The organism is Streptomyces sp. DvalAA-43 (genome assembly GCF_900091725.1).
GTDB classification, from domain to species: Bacteria; Actinomycetota; Actinomycetes; order Streptomycetales; family Streptomycetaceae; genus Streptomyces; species Streptomyces pulveraceus.
Genome location: NZ_FMBW01000031.1, coordinates 66,053 through 81,707, shown reverse-complemented (window position 1 = coordinate 81,707; position 15,655 = coordinate 66,053). Strand labels below are relative to the sequence as shown.

At 71.9% G+C, this 15,655-nt stretch carries 19 protein-coding genes; 7 read left to right on the top strand and 12 right to left on the bottom strand.

The window, feature by feature from the left end; genetic code table 11:
* Positions 1 to 17: 17 nt before the first annotated feature.
* From GA0115234_RS08355 to GA0115234_RS08335, 4 genes are all read right to left on the bottom strand, one after another.
* Positions 18 to 590, bottom strand: a complete 573-nt coding sequence (locus tag GA0115234_RS08355) for an FABP family protein (protein ID WP_093540237.1) — start codon at positions 588 to 590, stop codon at positions 18 to 20.
* Between the two features lie 285 nt (positions 591 to 875).
* The gene (locus GA0115234_RS08345) at positions 876 to 1,736 is read right to left on the bottom strand and encodes a hypothetical protein (protein ID WP_093540236.1); all 861 of its coding nucleotides are present in this window, start codon (positions 1,734 to 1,736) and stop codon (positions 876 to 878) included.
* Positions 1,733 to 2,554 carry a hypothetical protein gene (locus GA0115234_RS08340; RefSeq protein ID WP_093540235.1) on the bottom strand — a complete coding sequence of 274 codons (822 nt, stop codon included), beginning with the start codon at positions 2,552 to 2,554 and terminating at the stop codon, positions 1,733 to 1,735. Before GA0115234_RS08340 ends, GA0115234_RS08345 begins: the two co-directional genes overlap by 4 nt.
* Positions 2,551 to 3,447: a hypothetical protein gene (locus GA0115234_RS08335; protein WP_093540234.1), complete on the bottom strand. Its 897-nt coding sequence runs from the start codon at positions 3,445 to 3,447 to the stop codon at positions 2,551 to 2,553. Before GA0115234_RS08335 ends, GA0115234_RS08340 begins: the two co-directional genes overlap by 4 nt.
* Before the next feature lie 170 nt (positions 3,448 to 3,617).
* Between GA0115234_RS08335 and GA0115234_RS08330 the strand changes: the two genes are divergently transcribed.
* Entirely contained in the window at positions 3,618 to 3,980 is a 363-nt protein-coding gene (locus GA0115234_RS08330; protein WP_093540233.1) for a DsrE family protein, read from the top strand.
* A 22-nt stretch (positions 3,981 to 4,002) separates the two neighbouring features.
* Here the strand turns inward: GA0115234_RS08330 and GA0115234_RS08325 are convergent, their stop codons facing one another.
* From GA0115234_RS08325 to GA0115234_RS08295, 8 genes are all read right to left on the bottom strand, one after another.
* Positions 4,003 to 4,260, bottom strand: a complete 258-nt coding sequence (locus GA0115234_RS08325; protein WP_093540232.1) for a DUF3099 domain-containing protein — start codon at positions 4,258 to 4,260, stop codon at positions 4,003 to 4,005.
* A gap of 159 nt (positions 4,261 to 4,419) precedes the next feature.
* On the bottom strand, positions 4,420 to 4,707 hold the full coding sequence (locus tag GA0115234_RS08320; RefSeq protein WP_018490348.1) for a DUF1416 domain-containing protein: 288 nt from the start codon (positions 4,705 to 4,707) through the stop codon (positions 4,420 to 4,422).
* Between the two features lie 66 nt (positions 4,708 to 4,773).
* On the bottom strand, positions 4,774 to 5,619 hold the full coding sequence (locus GA0115234_RS08315; protein WP_093540231.1) for a sulfurtransferase: 846 nt from the start codon (positions 5,617 to 5,619) through the stop codon (positions 4,774 to 4,776).
* 165 nt (positions 5,620 to 5,784) lie between these two features.
* Positions 5,785 to 5,880, bottom strand: coding sequence for a putative leader peptide (locus GA0115234_RS44280; RefSeq protein ID WP_353785486.1), 96 nt, complete (start codon positions 5,878 to 5,880; stop codon positions 5,785 to 5,787).
* Between the two features lie 309 nt (positions 5,881 to 6,189).
* Positions 6,190 to 6,879 (bottom strand): LmeA family phospholipid-binding protein, encoded by a 690-nt coding sequence (locus GA0115234_RS08310; RefSeq protein ID WP_093540230.1) that lies wholly within the window; start codon positions 6,877 to 6,879, stop codon positions 6,190 to 6,192.
* Positions 6,880 to 7,031: 152 nt separating this feature from the next.
* A complete protein-coding gene (locus tag GA0115234_RS08305) occupies positions 7,032 to 8,531 on the bottom strand; it encodes a hypothetical protein (RefSeq protein ID WP_093540229.1) in 1,500 nt (499 codons plus the stop codon).
* 10 nt (positions 8,532 to 8,541) lie between these two features.
* Positions 8,542 to 8,796 carry a MoaD/ThiS family protein gene (locus GA0115234_RS08300; protein WP_072488004.1) on the bottom strand — a complete coding sequence of 85 codons (255 nt, stop codon included), beginning with the start codon at positions 8,794 to 8,796 and terminating at the stop codon, positions 8,542 to 8,544.
* Between the two features lie 41 nt (positions 8,797 to 8,837).
* On the bottom strand, positions 8,838 to 9,746 hold the full coding sequence (locus GA0115234_RS08295; RefSeq protein ID WP_176729110.1) for an alpha/beta hydrolase family protein: 909 nt from the start codon (positions 9,744 to 9,746) through the stop codon (positions 8,838 to 8,840).
* Between the two features lie 275 nt (positions 9,747 to 10,021).
* Here GA0115234_RS08295 and GA0115234_RS08290 point away from each other — a divergent pair, with 275 nt between their 5' ends.
* From GA0115234_RS08290 to GA0115234_RS08265, 6 genes are all read left to right on the top strand, one after another.
* Positions 10,022 to 10,825 carry a response regulator transcription factor gene (locus GA0115234_RS08290; protein WP_093540227.1) on the top strand — a complete coding sequence of 268 codons (804 nt, stop codon included), beginning with the start codon at positions 10,022 to 10,024 and terminating at the stop codon, positions 10,823 to 10,825.
* Positions 10,826 to 10,849: 24 nt separating this feature from the next.
* Positions 10,850 to 11,896: a LacI family DNA-binding transcriptional regulator gene (locus tag GA0115234_RS08285; protein WP_093540226.1), complete on the top strand. Its 1,047-nt coding sequence runs from the start codon at positions 10,850 to 10,852 to the stop codon at positions 11,894 to 11,896.
* Between the two features lie 132 nt (positions 11,897 to 12,028).
* Positions 12,029 to 13,168, top strand: coding sequence for a S1C family serine protease (locus GA0115234_RS08280; RefSeq protein WP_093540225.1), 1,140 nt, complete (start codon positions 12,029 to 12,031; stop codon positions 13,166 to 13,168).
* 10 nt (positions 13,169 to 13,178) lie between these two features.
* Positions 13,179 to 13,385 carry a hypothetical protein gene (locus GA0115234_RS08275; RefSeq protein ID WP_093540224.1) on the top strand — a complete coding sequence of 69 codons (207 nt, stop codon included), beginning with the start codon at positions 13,179 to 13,181 and terminating at the stop codon, positions 13,383 to 13,385.
* A gap of 47 nt (positions 13,386 to 13,432) precedes the next feature.
* Entirely contained in the window at positions 13,433 to 14,164 is a 732-nt protein-coding gene (locus GA0115234_RS08270; protein ID WP_093540223.1) for a response regulator transcription factor, read from the top strand.
* Positions 14,161 to 15,588, top strand: coding sequence for a sensor histidine kinase (locus GA0115234_RS08265; RefSeq protein ID WP_093540222.1), 1,428 nt, complete (start codon positions 14,161 to 14,163; stop codon positions 15,586 to 15,588). Before GA0115234_RS08270 ends, GA0115234_RS08265 begins: the two co-directional genes overlap by 4 nt.
* Positions 15,589 to 15,655 lie beyond the last annotated feature (67 nt).

The following is a 15,655-nucleotide window of genomic DNA, read 5'->3' as shown; positions in this document are numbered from 1 at the left end:
TACGCGGAGAAGGCGGGCTACTTGAAGAAGGCGATGCCGTCGTCCGGCAGGTCGCCGAGGCTCTTCGCCATCTCCTCGACCTCTTCCGGGGTGACGACCTTCTTCAGGTGCGCCGACATGTACGGGCGCAGCTCCACCTCGGGGGTGGCCTTCTCGCCGACCCACATCAGGTCGCTCTTCACATAGCCGTACAGCCGCTTGCCACCGTTGTACGGGCCGGAGGCCGCGGTGCGCGCGACCGCGTCGGTGACCAGGTCGATCTGCGGCTTCTTGTCGGCCAGCTCGCCGTACCAGATCTCGATGACGCCCTGGTCGCGGGACATGACGACCTCGACCTTGCGGTCCTTGTCGATGCGCCAGTAGCCGGACTCGGACTCCAGCGGCCTGACCTTCTCGCCCTCGGCATCGAGCACCCAGGTGTGCGAGACGTACTCCAGGAAGTCACGGCCGTCGTGGCTGAAGGAGACTTCCTGGCCGAAGTTGCACTGCTCGGCGCCGGGGAAGTCGGAGACGCCCGCGCCCGCCCAGTTGCCGAGGAGGAAGGCCAGCGGGACGAGGTCCGGGTGGAGGTCGGACGGGATCTCGATCATGAGCGGCTCAGACGATCTGTGAGGTGGGGTGGGGTGGCTGCGGACGGAGGCGGGGACCGGGAGGGGGAACGGTCAGCGCTGGCCCTGGTACAGCTTCTTCACGGTCACGCCGGCGAAGGCGAGCACGCCGACGCAGACCAGGACCAGCAGAGCGGAGAAGAATGCCTCAAGCACGGGAACTCCTTGCAACGAGCGTTATGGCAGCAGTACGGGGCCGGGCCCCAGCCTAATGGGTGGGGGCCCGGCCCGCCGTTCGGGGTTTGCCCGGGGACCGTCGCCGGCGGGTCAGCCCAGCAGCTGGTTCTGCAGGATCACCGTCTGGTGGAACGGGACGCCCGGGGTGCTCTCCTTGCCCTTGCGGGACTGGACGACCAGGGCGAGCGTGTCACCGGCGACCACATAGCCCTGGCGGACCCGCGCCTCGCCGTACGGCTTCGCCTCGTCGTACACGTAGGACGAGGTGCCCGGCACCTTGCCGGCGCCGCTCCAGCCCTCGTCGAGAACCGTCTCGGGCGCCCCGACGAGCGGCACCTCGGACCCGCTGCCGGACGTCGAGTCCATGAAGTGCTGGGCGAAGGCCGTCGAGTTGAACTGGACGAGATAGATCCGGGTCGACGTGCCGTCCGGCATGGTCCAGCCGCGGGCGGCGACGTGCCGCGGAGCCGCGTCCTTCAGCGTCTGCGCGACGTCGGAGCGACTGTCCTTCGCGTACTCGGAGAGGTACTGCTCCGTGCTCACCCAGCCGCCGTCGAGCTTCTTGTCGACGGTTGCTCCGACCGGGGCGGGCAGCAGCAGGCGCCGCAGGTCGGCGTGGTGGATCTCGGCGACGTTGCCGTCGCTGTACGGGCGGGGCGAACCGGCCGGGAGCGCGGGCAGGCTGAGCTGGGGGTAGTCCCAGCGGCCGTCGCTCTCCGTGGCCAGACCGGGCACGTCGGTCCGCTCCATCGAGGTGATGCCGAAGGCCGTACCGGCACCGAGCCCGCCGAGGACCACGGCGGCGACGGTCCACCGGGCGACGGCCCGCAGCACCCGCCTCGGCGGCTTCCGGGACGGGGCCGGGGCCGGAAGGGGCTCGGGCGTCTGCGGTACGGGGGCGGGCTCGGCGGGCTCGGTCCCGGCGGGTGCGCCCGTCGTCTGCTCGGTCATACGTACTCCCCCGGGGACTTGATGTGGTCGAGCTGGTCCTTCAGGAGTTCGGAGACGGCCTTCCGGTCGAACGGCCTGGTGCCGGACGCCGAGAGGCTGATGCTCACCTCGCCGTCGTACGCCAGACAGTTCATCGACTCGATGTCGCCCTTGCTGCCCTTGCGCAGGACGTAACACCTGGCGTTCCTCGTGTGCCCCTTGATCTTCGGCTCCGCACGGAAGATGCCGAGGGATTCGAAGAGGCCGGTCCGGAAGGTGTGGAGGTTCCGGACGGCCTTCCTGTCCTTCATCCGCGTGATCTGGGTGCTGACCAACAGGGTGTTGTCGTCCGCGGTGTAGGAACGGGTGGCGATGCCCTCGATGCGGAGTTCGTCGATCCGTTCCTCGTAGGCCCGGCGCTGCTTGCCCGCGAGACCGTGGGCGTCCTGCTTCATGGCGGCGGTCGCCTTCCTGCCGCTCTGCTCGCCGTCGTTGCCCAGCTCCCCGTTGTCGGGGCCGAGCCGGTAGCCGGCCGGGACCGGCAGCAGCAGCTTGCTGAGCGCGGTGGAGGCCCGGCCCCGGGCCACGTCACCGGCCGGGTCCTTGCCCGGCTTGTGCGCGGGCTCCTCCCAGAGGGCGGTCCCGGCGGAACGGTCGGCGCCGTCCACCGCGTCCTGGGTGTACACGGCCGCGCCCGCGACCGCGGCGGCCACCAGCACGACGGGAAGCGCCATGCGGATCACCCGGCGCGGACGGCCGGTGGCAACCGCCCCGGAGGCGTCGGCGTTCCCGTCGGTGTTCCCGTCGGGCGTGGTCGCCTGCGTGGTCACGTCGTTCACAGGCGCTCCAGCTGTCTCTCGGCCAACGTCCGGATGTCCTTCTTGCTGATCGGTACGGTGTCGTAGAGGTGGATGTCGGCCGCGATGTCACCGCGGTACACGGTGGCCCTGGCGTGGTACGACGGCAGGTAGCCCGGCTTCCGGTCGACCTCGTAGAGGTAGTAGCGGCCGTTGCCGCTGCCCTTGATCGCGTCGCCGATGTTGCCCGCGCCGATCTCGGATCCGGGCATGTACGCGAGCTGGCCCTCGACGAAGTCCTGGGCCCCCTGCACGGTTCCCGAGCCGAACTGCACGAGATGGATCTCGGCGGTGCGGTACTGCCCGCGCTTCCAGGCGGCACCCGCGACCCGGCGGATGTCGTACTCCAGGAAGTACTCGTACATGGCCCCCTCCTTCTCGTAGGAGGAGCGGGCGTAGACGTCCGGGGCCACCCAGCCGTCGGACAGGTCCAGCAGCGAGCTGTCGTCATCGCTCCAGCCCGCGGGCCGGCCGATGACCAGCTTGCGCAGGTCGCCGTCCGTCCTGACCCGGCGGTCCTGGGACACGGGCAGCGGATCGGGGGCCTTGCCCGGGGGCAGCGCCTTCGCCGGGTACGCCAGACCGGGCTGCGACAGGGCGGGCAGCGGGGTCGGGGCGCGCCCGGCCTGTACGTCGTAGCCCACGGCGGTGCCACCCGCGATGCCGAGCACCGCGGCCGCGAGGACCAGCAGCGCCGTACGCCCGCGCGGGCGCTTCGCGACGGGCGCGGCGACGGGCTCGGGCGCGGTGGCCGGTGCGGGCTCGGGCGCGGTGACCCGTACGGCCTCGGGCTCCGCGACCGGGGCGGCCTCGGGCGCGGGCTCGGTCACGGGCGGCTCGGCCACCGGCTTCTCGGGTACGGGCGTCTCGGCCACGGACCGGGTCCCGGGCCCGTCCTCGGGCGCCGGCCCGTCAGAAATCGTGTCTTTCGGTTCCAATTGGGGTCCCCCCACGAGACCAGATGCGCTGATTCCGTTTAACCGCGCATCCACCTGACTGCCACCGAGGCGATGCGGTTGCCCACCCGACGATTACAGTTCGGCATATGCCGAAGAAGCTCGTGATCAAGGTGACCGCAGGTGCCGACTCCGCCGAGCGCTGCTCACAGGCGTTCACGGTGGCCGCGGTCGCCGTCGCCAGTGGGGTGGAGGTCTCGCTCTGGCTGACCGGGGAGTCCTCCTGGTTCGCGTTGCCGGGGCGCGCCGCCGAGTTCGAGCTGCCGCATGCCGCGCCGCTGCCGGATCTGATCGAGTCGATCCAGGCGGGCGGGCAGATCACCCTGTGCACGCAGTGCGCGGCCCGTCGTGACATCACCGAGCAGGACGTCCTGGAGGGCGTGCGGATCGCCGGGGCCCAGGTCTTCGTCAGCGAGATCATGGCCGACGGCGTCCAGGCCCTCGTCTACTGACGGTCCAGCGGCGCGGAGCGCGTCAGTGCCGCTTCTTGCCGTCGAGCTCGTCCCACCACTCGTCGGACTTCGGGTCGCCGGACGGATCGTCCCACCAGCGGTCGTCCGGTCCCCGCCGGTTGGCGACCATGGCCGCGATGGGCGGGATCACCATCGCGACGACGCACATCGCTATCGCGGCGGGCATCGACCACAGCCTGACGAAGGCCCAGGCCGATACGAAGAGGACGATGCACACGCCCATCATCAGGAAATAGCCGCGACGGCGTCGGGCGTACATACCTCCAGCGTAGGCCCGCCCCGGCCGGTGGCGCAGGCCTCGTTCGCGCCGGTACGGACGGCACGAAGGGCCGTACCCCGTCCAGGAAGGCGTCCAACCCCCTGGGGTACGGCCCTTCGGCCGATCCGTGTCGCGGCGCGAAGGCCCTGACGTAAGGCCCTAGACCGCGATCGCGACCTCGGAGAGGCCACCGGTCTGCGCCACGACCGTGCGGTCGGCGCTGCCGCCCGGGACGAGGGCGCGCAGCGTCCAGGTGCCCTCGGCCGCGTAGAAGCGGAACTGTCCGGTCGCCGAGGTCGGGACCTCGGCGGTGAACTCGCCGGTCGAGTCCAGCAGGCGCACGTAGCCGGTGACGGGCTCGCCGTCGCGGGTCACGCTGCCCTGGATGGTGGTCTCACCGGGCTTGATGGTCGAAGCGTCGGGGCCGCCGGCCTTTGCTCCACACATGTGTTTCGTCCTTCTGGGTCGGGGGTCGTGCTGGTCCGGGTCGTGCGGAGTTGCTCGCGCGCGGAGTTACTTGTTGGCGCCGAGCTCGATCGGCACACCCACGAGGGAGCCGTACTCGGTCCACGAACCGTCGTAGTTCTTGACGTTCTCCTGGCCGAGCAGCTCGTGCAGCACGAACCAGGTGAGCGCGGAGCGCTCGCCGATGCGGCAGTACGCGATGGTGTCCTTCGCCAGGTCGACCTGCTCCGCCTCGTACAGGGCCTTGAGCTCGTCGTCCGACTTGAAGGTGCCGTCGTCGTTGGCGTTCTTCGACCACGGGATGTTGCGGGCGCTCGGCACGTGGCCGGGGCGCTGGGACTGCTCCTGCGGGAGGTGCGCCGGGGCGAGCAGCTTGCCGCTGAACTCGTCGGGCGAGCGCACGTCGACCAGGTTCTGGTTGCCGATCGCCTGCACGACGTCGTCGCGGTAGGCGCGGATCGACTCGTCCTGCGGCTTGGCCTTGTACTCGGTGGCCGGGCGGGACGGGATCTGGTCGCCGTCGACCAGGTCGCGGGAGTCGAGCTCCCACTTCTTGCGGCCGCCGTCGAGCAGGCGGACGTCCTGGTGGCCGTAGAGCTTGAAGTACCAGAACGCGTAGGACGCGAACCAGTTGTTGTTGCCGCCGTACAGGACGACCGTGGTGTCGTTGCCGATGCCCTTCTCGGACAGCAGCTTCTCGAACCCTGCCTGGTCGATGAAGTCGCGGCGGACCGGGTCCTGGAGGTCCTTGGTCCAGTCGATCCGGATCGCGTTCTTGATGTGGTTCTTCTCGTACGCCGAGGTGTCCTCGTCGACCTCTACGAGAGCGACCTTCGGGTCGTCGATGTGGGCCTCGACCCAGTCGGCGTCTACCAGGACGTCACTGCGGCTCATGCTGTTCTCCTCCGGGGCAGTCTGCGGCGAGATGATGCGAGACGGTGCGTGATGCGGGTGTACGGCGGCGCGGCGTGCGGCACACGTACAACGGCTTGGGATGGGCCCTGACGTCTGACGTCGGTCGAAGGGCCGGGGGGAATGCGGGGTGCCGAAGGCTCCCGCTCAGACAGTGCGACAGAGCATGGCGGCGACGCGGCACAGGTCCACTGCCCGCCGCTTCGTGAGATCCGCCCGCCCCCGCTGTGGGAGACCGCCCATAGAGCACTGCATGGGACCGATCGTAGGGAGGTACGGGCGGACATGTCACCGCCGTGTCGCATCCTGAGACGCGATCGTCCGTCAGGTGAGACCGAAACAGGGTCGGGGCGTCTCCCTCACCGCTCCCGCGCCACCGGTGGCCGTCACGCATCTACGGATCGGACAGGGCCGTCTCAATATGTGGAGGGCGGGATGTCCAGGAGGTGAGTGGGGTGCCCAGGAGGCGGGTGAGGGTGCCCAAGGAGGTGGGTGAGATGCCCCGGAGGCGGGTGGAGCGCCCAGGACGCGGGCCGGGTTTCGCGGGTGGCCCTAGCCGGCGAGCCGGACGTCCGTGCCGGTCACCGATATCTCCAGGCCGTCGGCGGTCGGCTGGATCTTCTGGAGCTTCAGACCGCTCGGCAGGCCGCCGACCTCCCGGTCGAAGTCGGTCTTCCCGCGCACCAGCTTCTCCAGCCCGGGGACGCCCTCGCCCGGCACCTTGTCCGCGTGCACCCGGAGCGTGCGGCCGTCGACCAGGGTGACGGTGGAGAGCACGCTGCGCGAGACCGGGTTGCCGAGGACATCGACCGTGCCGGTCACCTTCACCTTGTTGTTGCCGCCGTACTCGATGGCGACGCCGTCGCTGGCGGCCTTGGTGAGGTCCGCGTACGAGATGACGGCGGTGCCCGAGGCGCGGGCGGCGGTGGCGCCGGAGTAGCCGTCGGTCAGCTCCACGTCGTGCAGCGCGGCGTTCATCCGGCTGATCCGGAGCCTGCGGCCGTCGGCGGCGGTCTCGATGCCGGTGATCTCGACGTCGACCTCGTCGACCCCGCCCCCGGCTATCTGCGTCAGGAAGGGGAATCCCTTGATGGAGACGTCCGTCGAGCCGATCGTGGCACCGGTGATCCGGATCCGTTTGGCGGCCTCCGACTCGGCGAAGTACACCGCCGCACGGTCGACGGCGACGAAGATCCCGCCCAGGACCACCACGATGACCAGCAGTATCCGCAGTGCACGCATGCTCGCTCTTTCCCCCACCCTGCAATCACCCTGCAATCCGGCCGGACCCCCGGCGCCCCCGCACGTCCACCGGACGTGCAAGGTGCCCCGGGTGATCGACGAGCGGACACCCCTCTTCGGTTCCCGGGGCGGCCGGGTCCGGGACGGCAGCCCTACGAGATCGCACGGCCGATCAGGTACACGGCGGGCGCCGCGGCGGTGAGCGGCAGCGCCACACCGGCGGTCATGTGGACGAAGCGCGACGGGTAGTCGTAGCTCGCCGCCCGCAGCCCGATCAGCGCGCACACCCCCGCACCGAGGCCGAGCAGCGCGCCCTTCGTGCCCAGGTCGGTCAGCGTCCCGGCCACGGCACCGGCGCCCGTGGCGGCGAGCAGCGCCACCACGACCGAGGCCGGTCCGGGCAGCGGCAGCGCGCGCACGAGCGCGGCGACCGCGACGGCCACCGCCCCCACCGTCACCGCGTCCGGGACCGCCGCGAGGTGTCCGGCGGCCAGCACCGACAGGGCGGCCGACGCGACGGTGGCCATCAGCCCCTGCATCCGCTCGTCGGCGCTCGCGTGGCTGCGCAGCTGGAGGACCACGGTGAGCAGCACCCAGACACCGAGGGTGCCGAGGATGGCGGCCGGTCCGTTCTCCCGGCCCGCGGCGAGCAGCGCGATGTCGGCGACCAGGCCGCCCGCGAACGCGAGCGCGATGCCCTGCCGGGCCGGCCACATGCCGTTGAGCCGGAACCAGCCGGCCGCGGTCACGGCCTGGAGCAGCACCAGCGGTACGACCAGGGCGTACGGCCCGATCGCGGCGCCCAGGGCGAGCAGCAGACCGAGTCCTGCGGTGATCCCGGCGGGCTGCATGCCCGGCGCGATGATCGGCGAGCGGCCCTCGGCGCGGGCCCGCTGGGCGTCGGTGATCCTGCTGTTGCCCAGGGTGGTGGGGGCGCTGTAACCGTCCGCGCCGTGCTCGGAGGCGTGCGTGGCGCCCTCGGCGGGCGGCTCGGCGGCGGGTACGAGCGGCGTGACCGGCACCTCGGGCGGCAGCGGGTACGCGCCCGAGGCGCCCTGCGGCGGCATCGGGGACGACGGCGGCGACACGGGCGACAGGTAGGCGGTCTCGGCGGCGGCCGGAACGGGCTGCGCGGGCTGGGCCTGATGGGGGTGCTGTGCCTGGTGGGCCTGCTGGGCGTGCGGCGCGGGCTGGGCCGACTGCGCGGACTGGATGACCGGCTGGTACTGGGTGTCCCAGGTCTGGCCCTCCCAGGTCTGCGCGACGGCCGGGTCCTGCGGGTCGTGGGCCGCGGGCGCGGCGGGCTGCTGCCCGTACCCGCCCGGCCAGCCCTGCCCGGGGCCCGGCTGGCCCGGCTGTCCCGGCCGGTTCGCCTGGTTCGCCTGGTTCGGGTCGGTGTACGGGGCCTGCGGCTGCTGCTGCGGGTGTCCGTACGAGGGCTGCTGCCCGTACGGCTGCGCGCCGTAGGACTCGCCTCCGTAGGACCCGCCGCCGTACGCCTGCGCGCCGTAGGGCTGGTCGCCGTACGGCTGCGCGGCGTGCGGCTGGTCGCCGTACTGCTGCGGCTGCCCGGCGTTCGACGGATCGTGGCCGGGACCGTACCCGTGGCGCGGGTCCTGTCCGTACGGGTACTGCTGATCGTTGCTGCTCATGTTCTGCGGTTCACCCTCCTGCGAACGGCGGGAGCACCTCGACCGTGCCGCCCTCGGCAAGGCGTACGGTCTCATGGCCACGGGTGCCCACGGGGTCACCGTCGATGAGGAACGAACACCTTTGCAGCACTCGGGTGAGCTCTCCGGGGTGCCGTTCGCGCACCGCGTCGAGCGCCTCGGCGAGGGTAGCGGCGGTGTACGGCTCCTCCGCGGTCCCGGCCGCGGCCTTGGCGGCGGCCCAGTAGCGGATGGTTACCGCAGGCATGGCGCCACTCCTCTCGTCTCGCGTCAGCTGTCCATCATGGGTCACACCGCCACCGCCCAGTCGGCGATGCGGGTGAGCAAGGTCTCGTCCGCGGCGTTCTCCGCATGGCCCATGCCGCGCTCCAGCCACAGCTCGGCGCCGTCGCCCGCCGCGTCGGCCAGCGAGCGCGGGTGGTCCAGCGGGAAGTACGGGTCCCGGTCGCCGTGCACGATCAGCAGCGGCGTCGGAGCGATCAGAGCGGCGGCCTCGACCGGTGGGAGCGGCACCGGATTCCATTCGTCGCGGTCGATCCGGGTGTGCAGTCCGTAACGGCCGACCAGCCGCCCCATGGGTCGGGTGACCACCCAGTGCAGCCGGCGCATCGGGGCGGTGCCCCGGTAGTACCAGCGGGCGGGGGCGCTCACGGCCACCACCGCATCCGCGTGTGCCCCCGTACGCGCTCCAGTGCGCCCCTCGCGCTCCGCAACGCCGCAGGCGTCCGTGTCGCCTTCAAGCCGCGCCTCCGGCCCCGCCGGGTACAGCGCCCCGTGCCGCAGCACCACGGACCCGCCCATCGAGAACCCGACGGTCACCACCCGGCGGTGTCCGAGCGACCGCGCCCACGCCACCGCCGCCGCCAGATCCAGCACCTCGCGGTCGCCCACCGTCGACCGGCCGCCGGACCCGCCGTGCCCCCGGAAGGAGAACGTGACCACGGCCGCGCGCCCGGCGAACACCCCGGCGGCCCGCCGCACCGCGGGCCGGTCCACCGCACCGGTGAAACCGTGCGCGAGCACGATCGCAGTACCGTCGAAGGATGACCCCGCAACGGTCCCGGCACCCGCCGTACACGGCTCGTACACCGCTTCGATACGCACCCCGTCATCGGCGCGCAAGGTGGTGCGCAGGGGGCCGGGCGTGATCGAGGGAACAGCGGAACCCCGAAATCGTCCCTCGGACACAGAACTCATGTGGGCTATTGTGCTGGGAAGAGGATCCGGGCAGAGAAGCCCCCGGGTCCTTTTGTGCTTTCCAGGCGTTGTTACGGCGACGTTTCCACAAGCTCAGCGGTTCCCGGGGCGGGGGCCGCACCGGCAGGACCAGCACGAAACGTACGAAGAAGTGCCGCATACTCCCCCGGGCCCGGCCCGGGAGTGCCCCTCTCGCAGGGAACGAGGAGGACCGACGTAATGGGCGAGCGAACCGTGAACGGTCATCGACCGACGACCCAGGCAGGTGGGCGGCGATGAGTTCACTGCTGCTCCTGACGAATGCCCTTCAACCGTCGACGGAGGTGCTCCCCGCCCTCGGTCTCCTGCTCCACAGCGTGCGGGTGGCGCCCGCCGAAGGACCCGCTCTCGTCGACACCCCCGGTGCCGACGTCATCCTGATCGACGGCCGCCGCGATCTCCCCCAGGTGCGGTCGCTCTGTCAGCTGCTGCGGTCCACCGGACCGGGCTGTCCGCTGATCCTCGTCGTGACGGAGGGCGGTCTCGCGGCCGTCACCGCCGACTGGGGCATCGACGACGTGCTGCTGGACACGGCGGGACCGGCCGAGGTCGAAGCCCGGCTGCGGCTGGCCACCGGCCGGCAGCAGATCACCTCCGACGACTCCCCGATGGAGATCCGCAACGGCGACCTCTCCGTCGACGAGGCCACGTACAGCGCGAAGCTGAAGGGCCGGGTCCTGGACCTGACCTTCAAGGAATTCGAACTGCTCAAGTACCTGGCACAGCACCCGGGCCGGGTCTTCACCCGCGCCCAGCTGCTCCAGGAGGTCTGGGGCTACGACTACTTCGGCGGTACGCGCACGGTCGACGTCCATGTGCGGCGGCTGCGCGCCAAGCTCGGCCCCGAGCACGAGTCGCTGATCGGCACGGTCCGCAACGTCGGCTACCGGTTCGTGACGCCCGAGAAGGTGGAGCGCGCGGCCGAGGAGGCCAAGGACCGGGCCGCGGCGAGGGCGGCCGCCGAACCCGTAACCCGTTCGGAGCAGTCGCTCCCCGTCGGGCTGCCGGAAGAAGCCCCGGTCCGGCCTGCCGGAAGGTAGGTATATCCGCGTAGACTGCCGCGCGTGGCCAAGGTGACGCGGGACGATGTGGCGAGACTGGCGGGGACGTCGACAGCGGTCGTCAGCTACGTCATCAACAACGGGCCGAGGCCGGTCGCCCCGGCCACGCGCGAGCGGGTGCTCGCCGCGATCAAGGAGCTGGGCTACCGGCCCGACCGGGTCGCCCAGGCGATGGCCTCGCGGCGGACCGACCTCATAGGAATGATCGTGCCGGACGCCCGGCAGCCGTTCTTCGCGGAGATGGCGCACGCGGTCGAACAGGCCGCCGCCGAGCGCGGAAAGATGGTCCTCGTCGGCAACTCCGACTACCGCGACGAGCGCGAGGTCCACTATCTGCGGGCCTTCCTCGGCATGCGGGTCTCCGGCCTGATCCTGGTCAGCCAGGGCCCCAGCGAGCGGGCGGCGGCCGAGATAGAGGCGTGGGACGCGCGGGTCGTGCTGCTGCACGAGCGGCCGGAGGCGATCGACGACGTCGCGGTCGTCACCGACGATGTCGGCGGCGCCCAACTCGCCACCCGGCACCTGCTGGAGCACGGCAACGCGTACGTGGCGTGCCTCGGCGGCGTGGAGTCCACCCCGGCGGTCGGCGACCCGGTCGCCGACCATGTCGAGGGCTGGCGCCGGGCGATGCAGGAGTCGGGCCGCTCGACGGAGGGCCGGCTCTTCCAGGCCCCGTACAACCGTTACGACGCCTATCAGGTGGCGCTGAAGCTGCTCGCCGGGCCGGACCGGCCGCCGGCGATCTTCTGCTCGACGGACGACCAGGCCATCGGGGTGCTGCGGGCCGCGCGCGAGCTGCGGATCGATGTGCCCGGGGAGCTCGCGGTGGCGGGCTTCGACGACGTGAAGGAAGCGGGCCTGACCGATCCGCCGCTGACGACGGTCTCCTCGGACCGCCCGGCGATGGCTCGGGCCGCGGTGGACCTGGTGCTCGACGACTCGCTGCGGGTGACGGGGTCGCGGCGGGAGCGGCTGAAGCAGTTCCCGTCGGCGCTGGTGGTACGGCGCTCCTGCGGCTGCGGTGAGCCTCCGGCGGCCGGGGCGAGGTAGCCCGCACGCCGGTCCTCGCGGTGGTCTTCGCGGTGGTCGGCAGGCGGTCCTTATATCGGGCATACGAGCTTCTGCCGGGCTTCTCAGGACGTGCTCAGGCTTCTCTCATCTTGGCCGGACACGCTCATAGGCATGACAGAGAGCCAGCGCCCGAGCGGCGAGTACCCGATGTACCCCTCGTACGGCAACGGCGACGCGGCCTACCCGCCGCCGCCGTCATACCGCCCCGCGCAGCCGGTCGCGACGGGCCCCGGAACCACCGTGTGGCCCGGCGGGAACGGCGCCGACGGACACGGCGGGCAGGGTGGACACGGCGGCGACGGTCCCGCCTTCCCGCCGCCCGCGCCCCAGGAGCCGGCCGCGCCTCGGCACCGGGCCAGGCGGCCGGTCGCCCTGCTGGCGGCCGTGGCGATCGCGGCGGCGATCGTCGGCGGCGGCACCGCCACCGTCATCGAGCAGCTCACCGGCAACAGCACGAACAGCGCGAGCAGTGTCGTCCCCGGCACCACCGTCTCGCAGAGCAGCAAGGGCACCGTCGCCGGTGTCGCCAAGGCCGTCTCGCCGATGATCGTCGAGATCAACGCGACCTCGACGGCGGGCGAGTCCACCGGCTCCGGCGTGATCATCACCTCCGACGGCGAGATCGTCACCAACAACCACGTCATCTCCGGCGCCTCGTCGGTCAAGGTGGCGCTCAGCACGGGCAGGACATACACCGCGCAGGTCGTCGGCACCGACCCCGACAAGGACCTCGCGCTCATCAAGCTCCAGGGGGCGAGCGGGCTGAAGACGGCCACGCTGGGCGACTCCTCGGCCGTGGCGGTCGGCGACCAGGTCGTCGCGATCGGCTCGCCCGAGGGCCTCACCGGCACCGTCACCAGCGGCATCGTCTCCGCCCTCGACCGCGATGTCACCGTCGCCAAGGAGGACGGCAGCGGCCGGAGCCAGGGCGGACAGAACGGCGGCGGACAGGGCGGCGGCCAGCAGTGGCCGTTCGAGTTCGGCGGCCGGCAGTTCAACGGCGACACCGGCGACTCCACCACCACGTACAAGGCCATCCAGACCGACGCCTCGCTCAACCCCGGCAACTCCGGCGGTGCGCTGATCAATATGAACGGCGAGATCATCGGCATCAACTCCGCGATGTACTCGGCGAGTTCGTCCGGCGGCTCCGAAAGTTCGAGCGCGGGCAGCGTGGGTCTCGGCTTCGCCATCCCGGTGAACACGCTCAAGGCCGACCTCGACACCCTGCGGTCCGGCAACGGCTCCTGAGGAGACACCCATGCACCACCCCGCCCACACCCCCACCGGCCCGGCCGACCTGGCCCTCCCCCTCGCCCTCGTGACCGAACGGGCCCCGCACGGCACGGACCGGGCCCCGGAGCTCCGTACCGCGACCGCGACCACCGCTGCCACCACCACGACCGCCACCACCACCGGCCGCAGACGCCGGGCCGCACGACGGCGCGCCACGGCCGTGCGAGGCTGAGGGCCGGAAGGCACAGCCGTACGGGAACGAGAAGAGGACGAGGAACGATGAGCCCCGCCGAGGACGATCCGCAGCGCATCCTGATCGTCGACGACGAGCCCGCCGTACGTGAGGCCCTGCAACGCAGCCTCGCGTTCGAGGGCTACGGCACCGAGGTGGCCGTCGACGGTCTCGACGCCCTCGCCAGGGCCGAGTCGTACGCCCCCGACCTCATCGTCCTCGACATCCAGATGCCCCGGATGGACGGCCTGACCGCCGCCCGGCGGCTCCGCTCCGCGGGCACCACCACCCCGATCCTGATGCTCACCGCCCGCGACACCGTCGGCGACCGGGTCACCGGCCTCGACGCGGGTGCCGACGACTACCTGGTCAAGCCCTTCGAGCTGGACGAGCTCTTCGCCCGTATCCGGGCCCTGCTGCGCCGCAGCTCGTACGCGGCCGCGGCGGGCGGCGGCGTCCCCGACGACAACGAGCTGGCCTTCGCGGACCTGCGGATGAACCTCGCCACCCGGGAGGTCACCCGGGGCACCCGCCGGGTCGAGCTGACCCGTACCGAGTTCACCCTCCTGGAGATGTTCCTGGCCCACCCCCGGCAGGTGCTGACCCGCGAGCAGATCCTCAAGGCCGTATGGGGCTTCGACTTCGAGCCGAGCTCCAACTCCCTGGACGTGTACGTGATGTACCTGCGCCGCAAGACGGAGGCGGGCGGTGAACCGCGCCTCGTGCACACGGTGCGGGGGGTCGGCTACGCGCTCCGCTCCGGCGGCGGTGACGGATGACCGGCACCCTGCACCGGCTCCGCGCCCTGCCGCTGCGCTCCCGGCTCGCGCTGCTGGTGGCGACGGCGGTGGCGGTCGCGGTGGCGGCGGTCGCGGCGGCCTGCTGGTTCGTGACGAAGGTGCAGCTGGAGAACCAGATGGACGCCTCGCTGCGCAATGTCTCGGTCAGCGAGGACTACATGCAGAAGCTGTTCATCGCCTGCACCCACCCCGACCGGGCGACCGTCCCGCCGATCGGGGGGACGTACACCGTGCAGCTCGTCACCGTGTCCGGGAGCACCTGCACCTCCGCCGGGGCCTCGCCGATCGGTGTGACGGCCGCCGACATCGCCGTGGCCGCCGGTGTGCGGGACAACGCCCTGCACACCGCCAGCACGAAGAGCGGCAAGAAGATGCGCGTGTACACCTACGCGTACGAGACCCGCAACGCGGTGCCCGGCCTGGTCCCGGGAAGCCTGGCGGTCTCCGTCGCCCGTCCGATGAGCGAGATCGACGACCCGCTCTCCACCCTCGCCTGGGTGCTCCTGGCCGTCGCCGGCATCGGCGCCGTGGGCGCGGGCGCGGCCGGTCTCTGGGTGGCCCGTACCGGGCTGCGCCCCGTCGACGAGCTCACCGAGGCCGTCGAGCACGTCGCCCGTACCGAGGACCTCACCGTCCGGATCCCGGTCGAGGGCGAGGACGAGATCGCCCGGCTGTCCCGCTCCTTCAACTCGATGACCGCGTCCCTGGCCAGCTCCCGCGACCGCCAGGCCCAGCTGATCGCCGACGCGGGCCATGAGCTGCGCACCCCCCTGACGTCCCTGCGCACCAACGTCGAGCTCCTCGCCCGCAGCGACGACACCGGCCGCGCCATCCCGCCCGACGACCGCAGGGCCCTGATGACCTCGGTCAAGGCCCAGATGACCGAGCTGGCCTCGCTCATCGGCGACCTCCAGGAACTGGCCCGCCCCGACGCCCCCGGCCCCGGCCCGCTCCAGGTCGTCGCGCTGCACGACATCGCGGACACGGCCCTGGAACGCGCCCGGCTGCGCGGCCCCGAGCTGACCATCAGGGCGGACCTGACCCCCTGGTACGTACGGGCCGAGCCCGCCGCGCTGGAACGGGCGGTGGTCAACGTCCTGGACAACGCGGTCAAGTTCAGCCCGGCGCGCGGCACGATCGAGATCGCCCTGCGCGACGGCGAACTGACCGTACGGGACCAGGGCCCCGGCATCCCCGCCGACGAACTCCCGCACGTCTTCGAACGCTTCTGGCGCTCCCCGTCCGCCCGCCAGCTCCCCGGTTCGGGCCTGGGCCTGTCGATCGTGGCCCGCACGGTCCAGCAGGCGGGCGGCGAGATCGCCCTGCACCCGGCGACGGACGGACCGGGCACGGTCGCCTCGATCCGGCTGCCGGGGGCGCCGACACCGCCGCCGGAGCTGTGAGCGCGGTGCGGTGCGATGCGCGGCGAACCGGCGCGACGGTCACCGCCTTGCCCTCCGACAGGGCAAG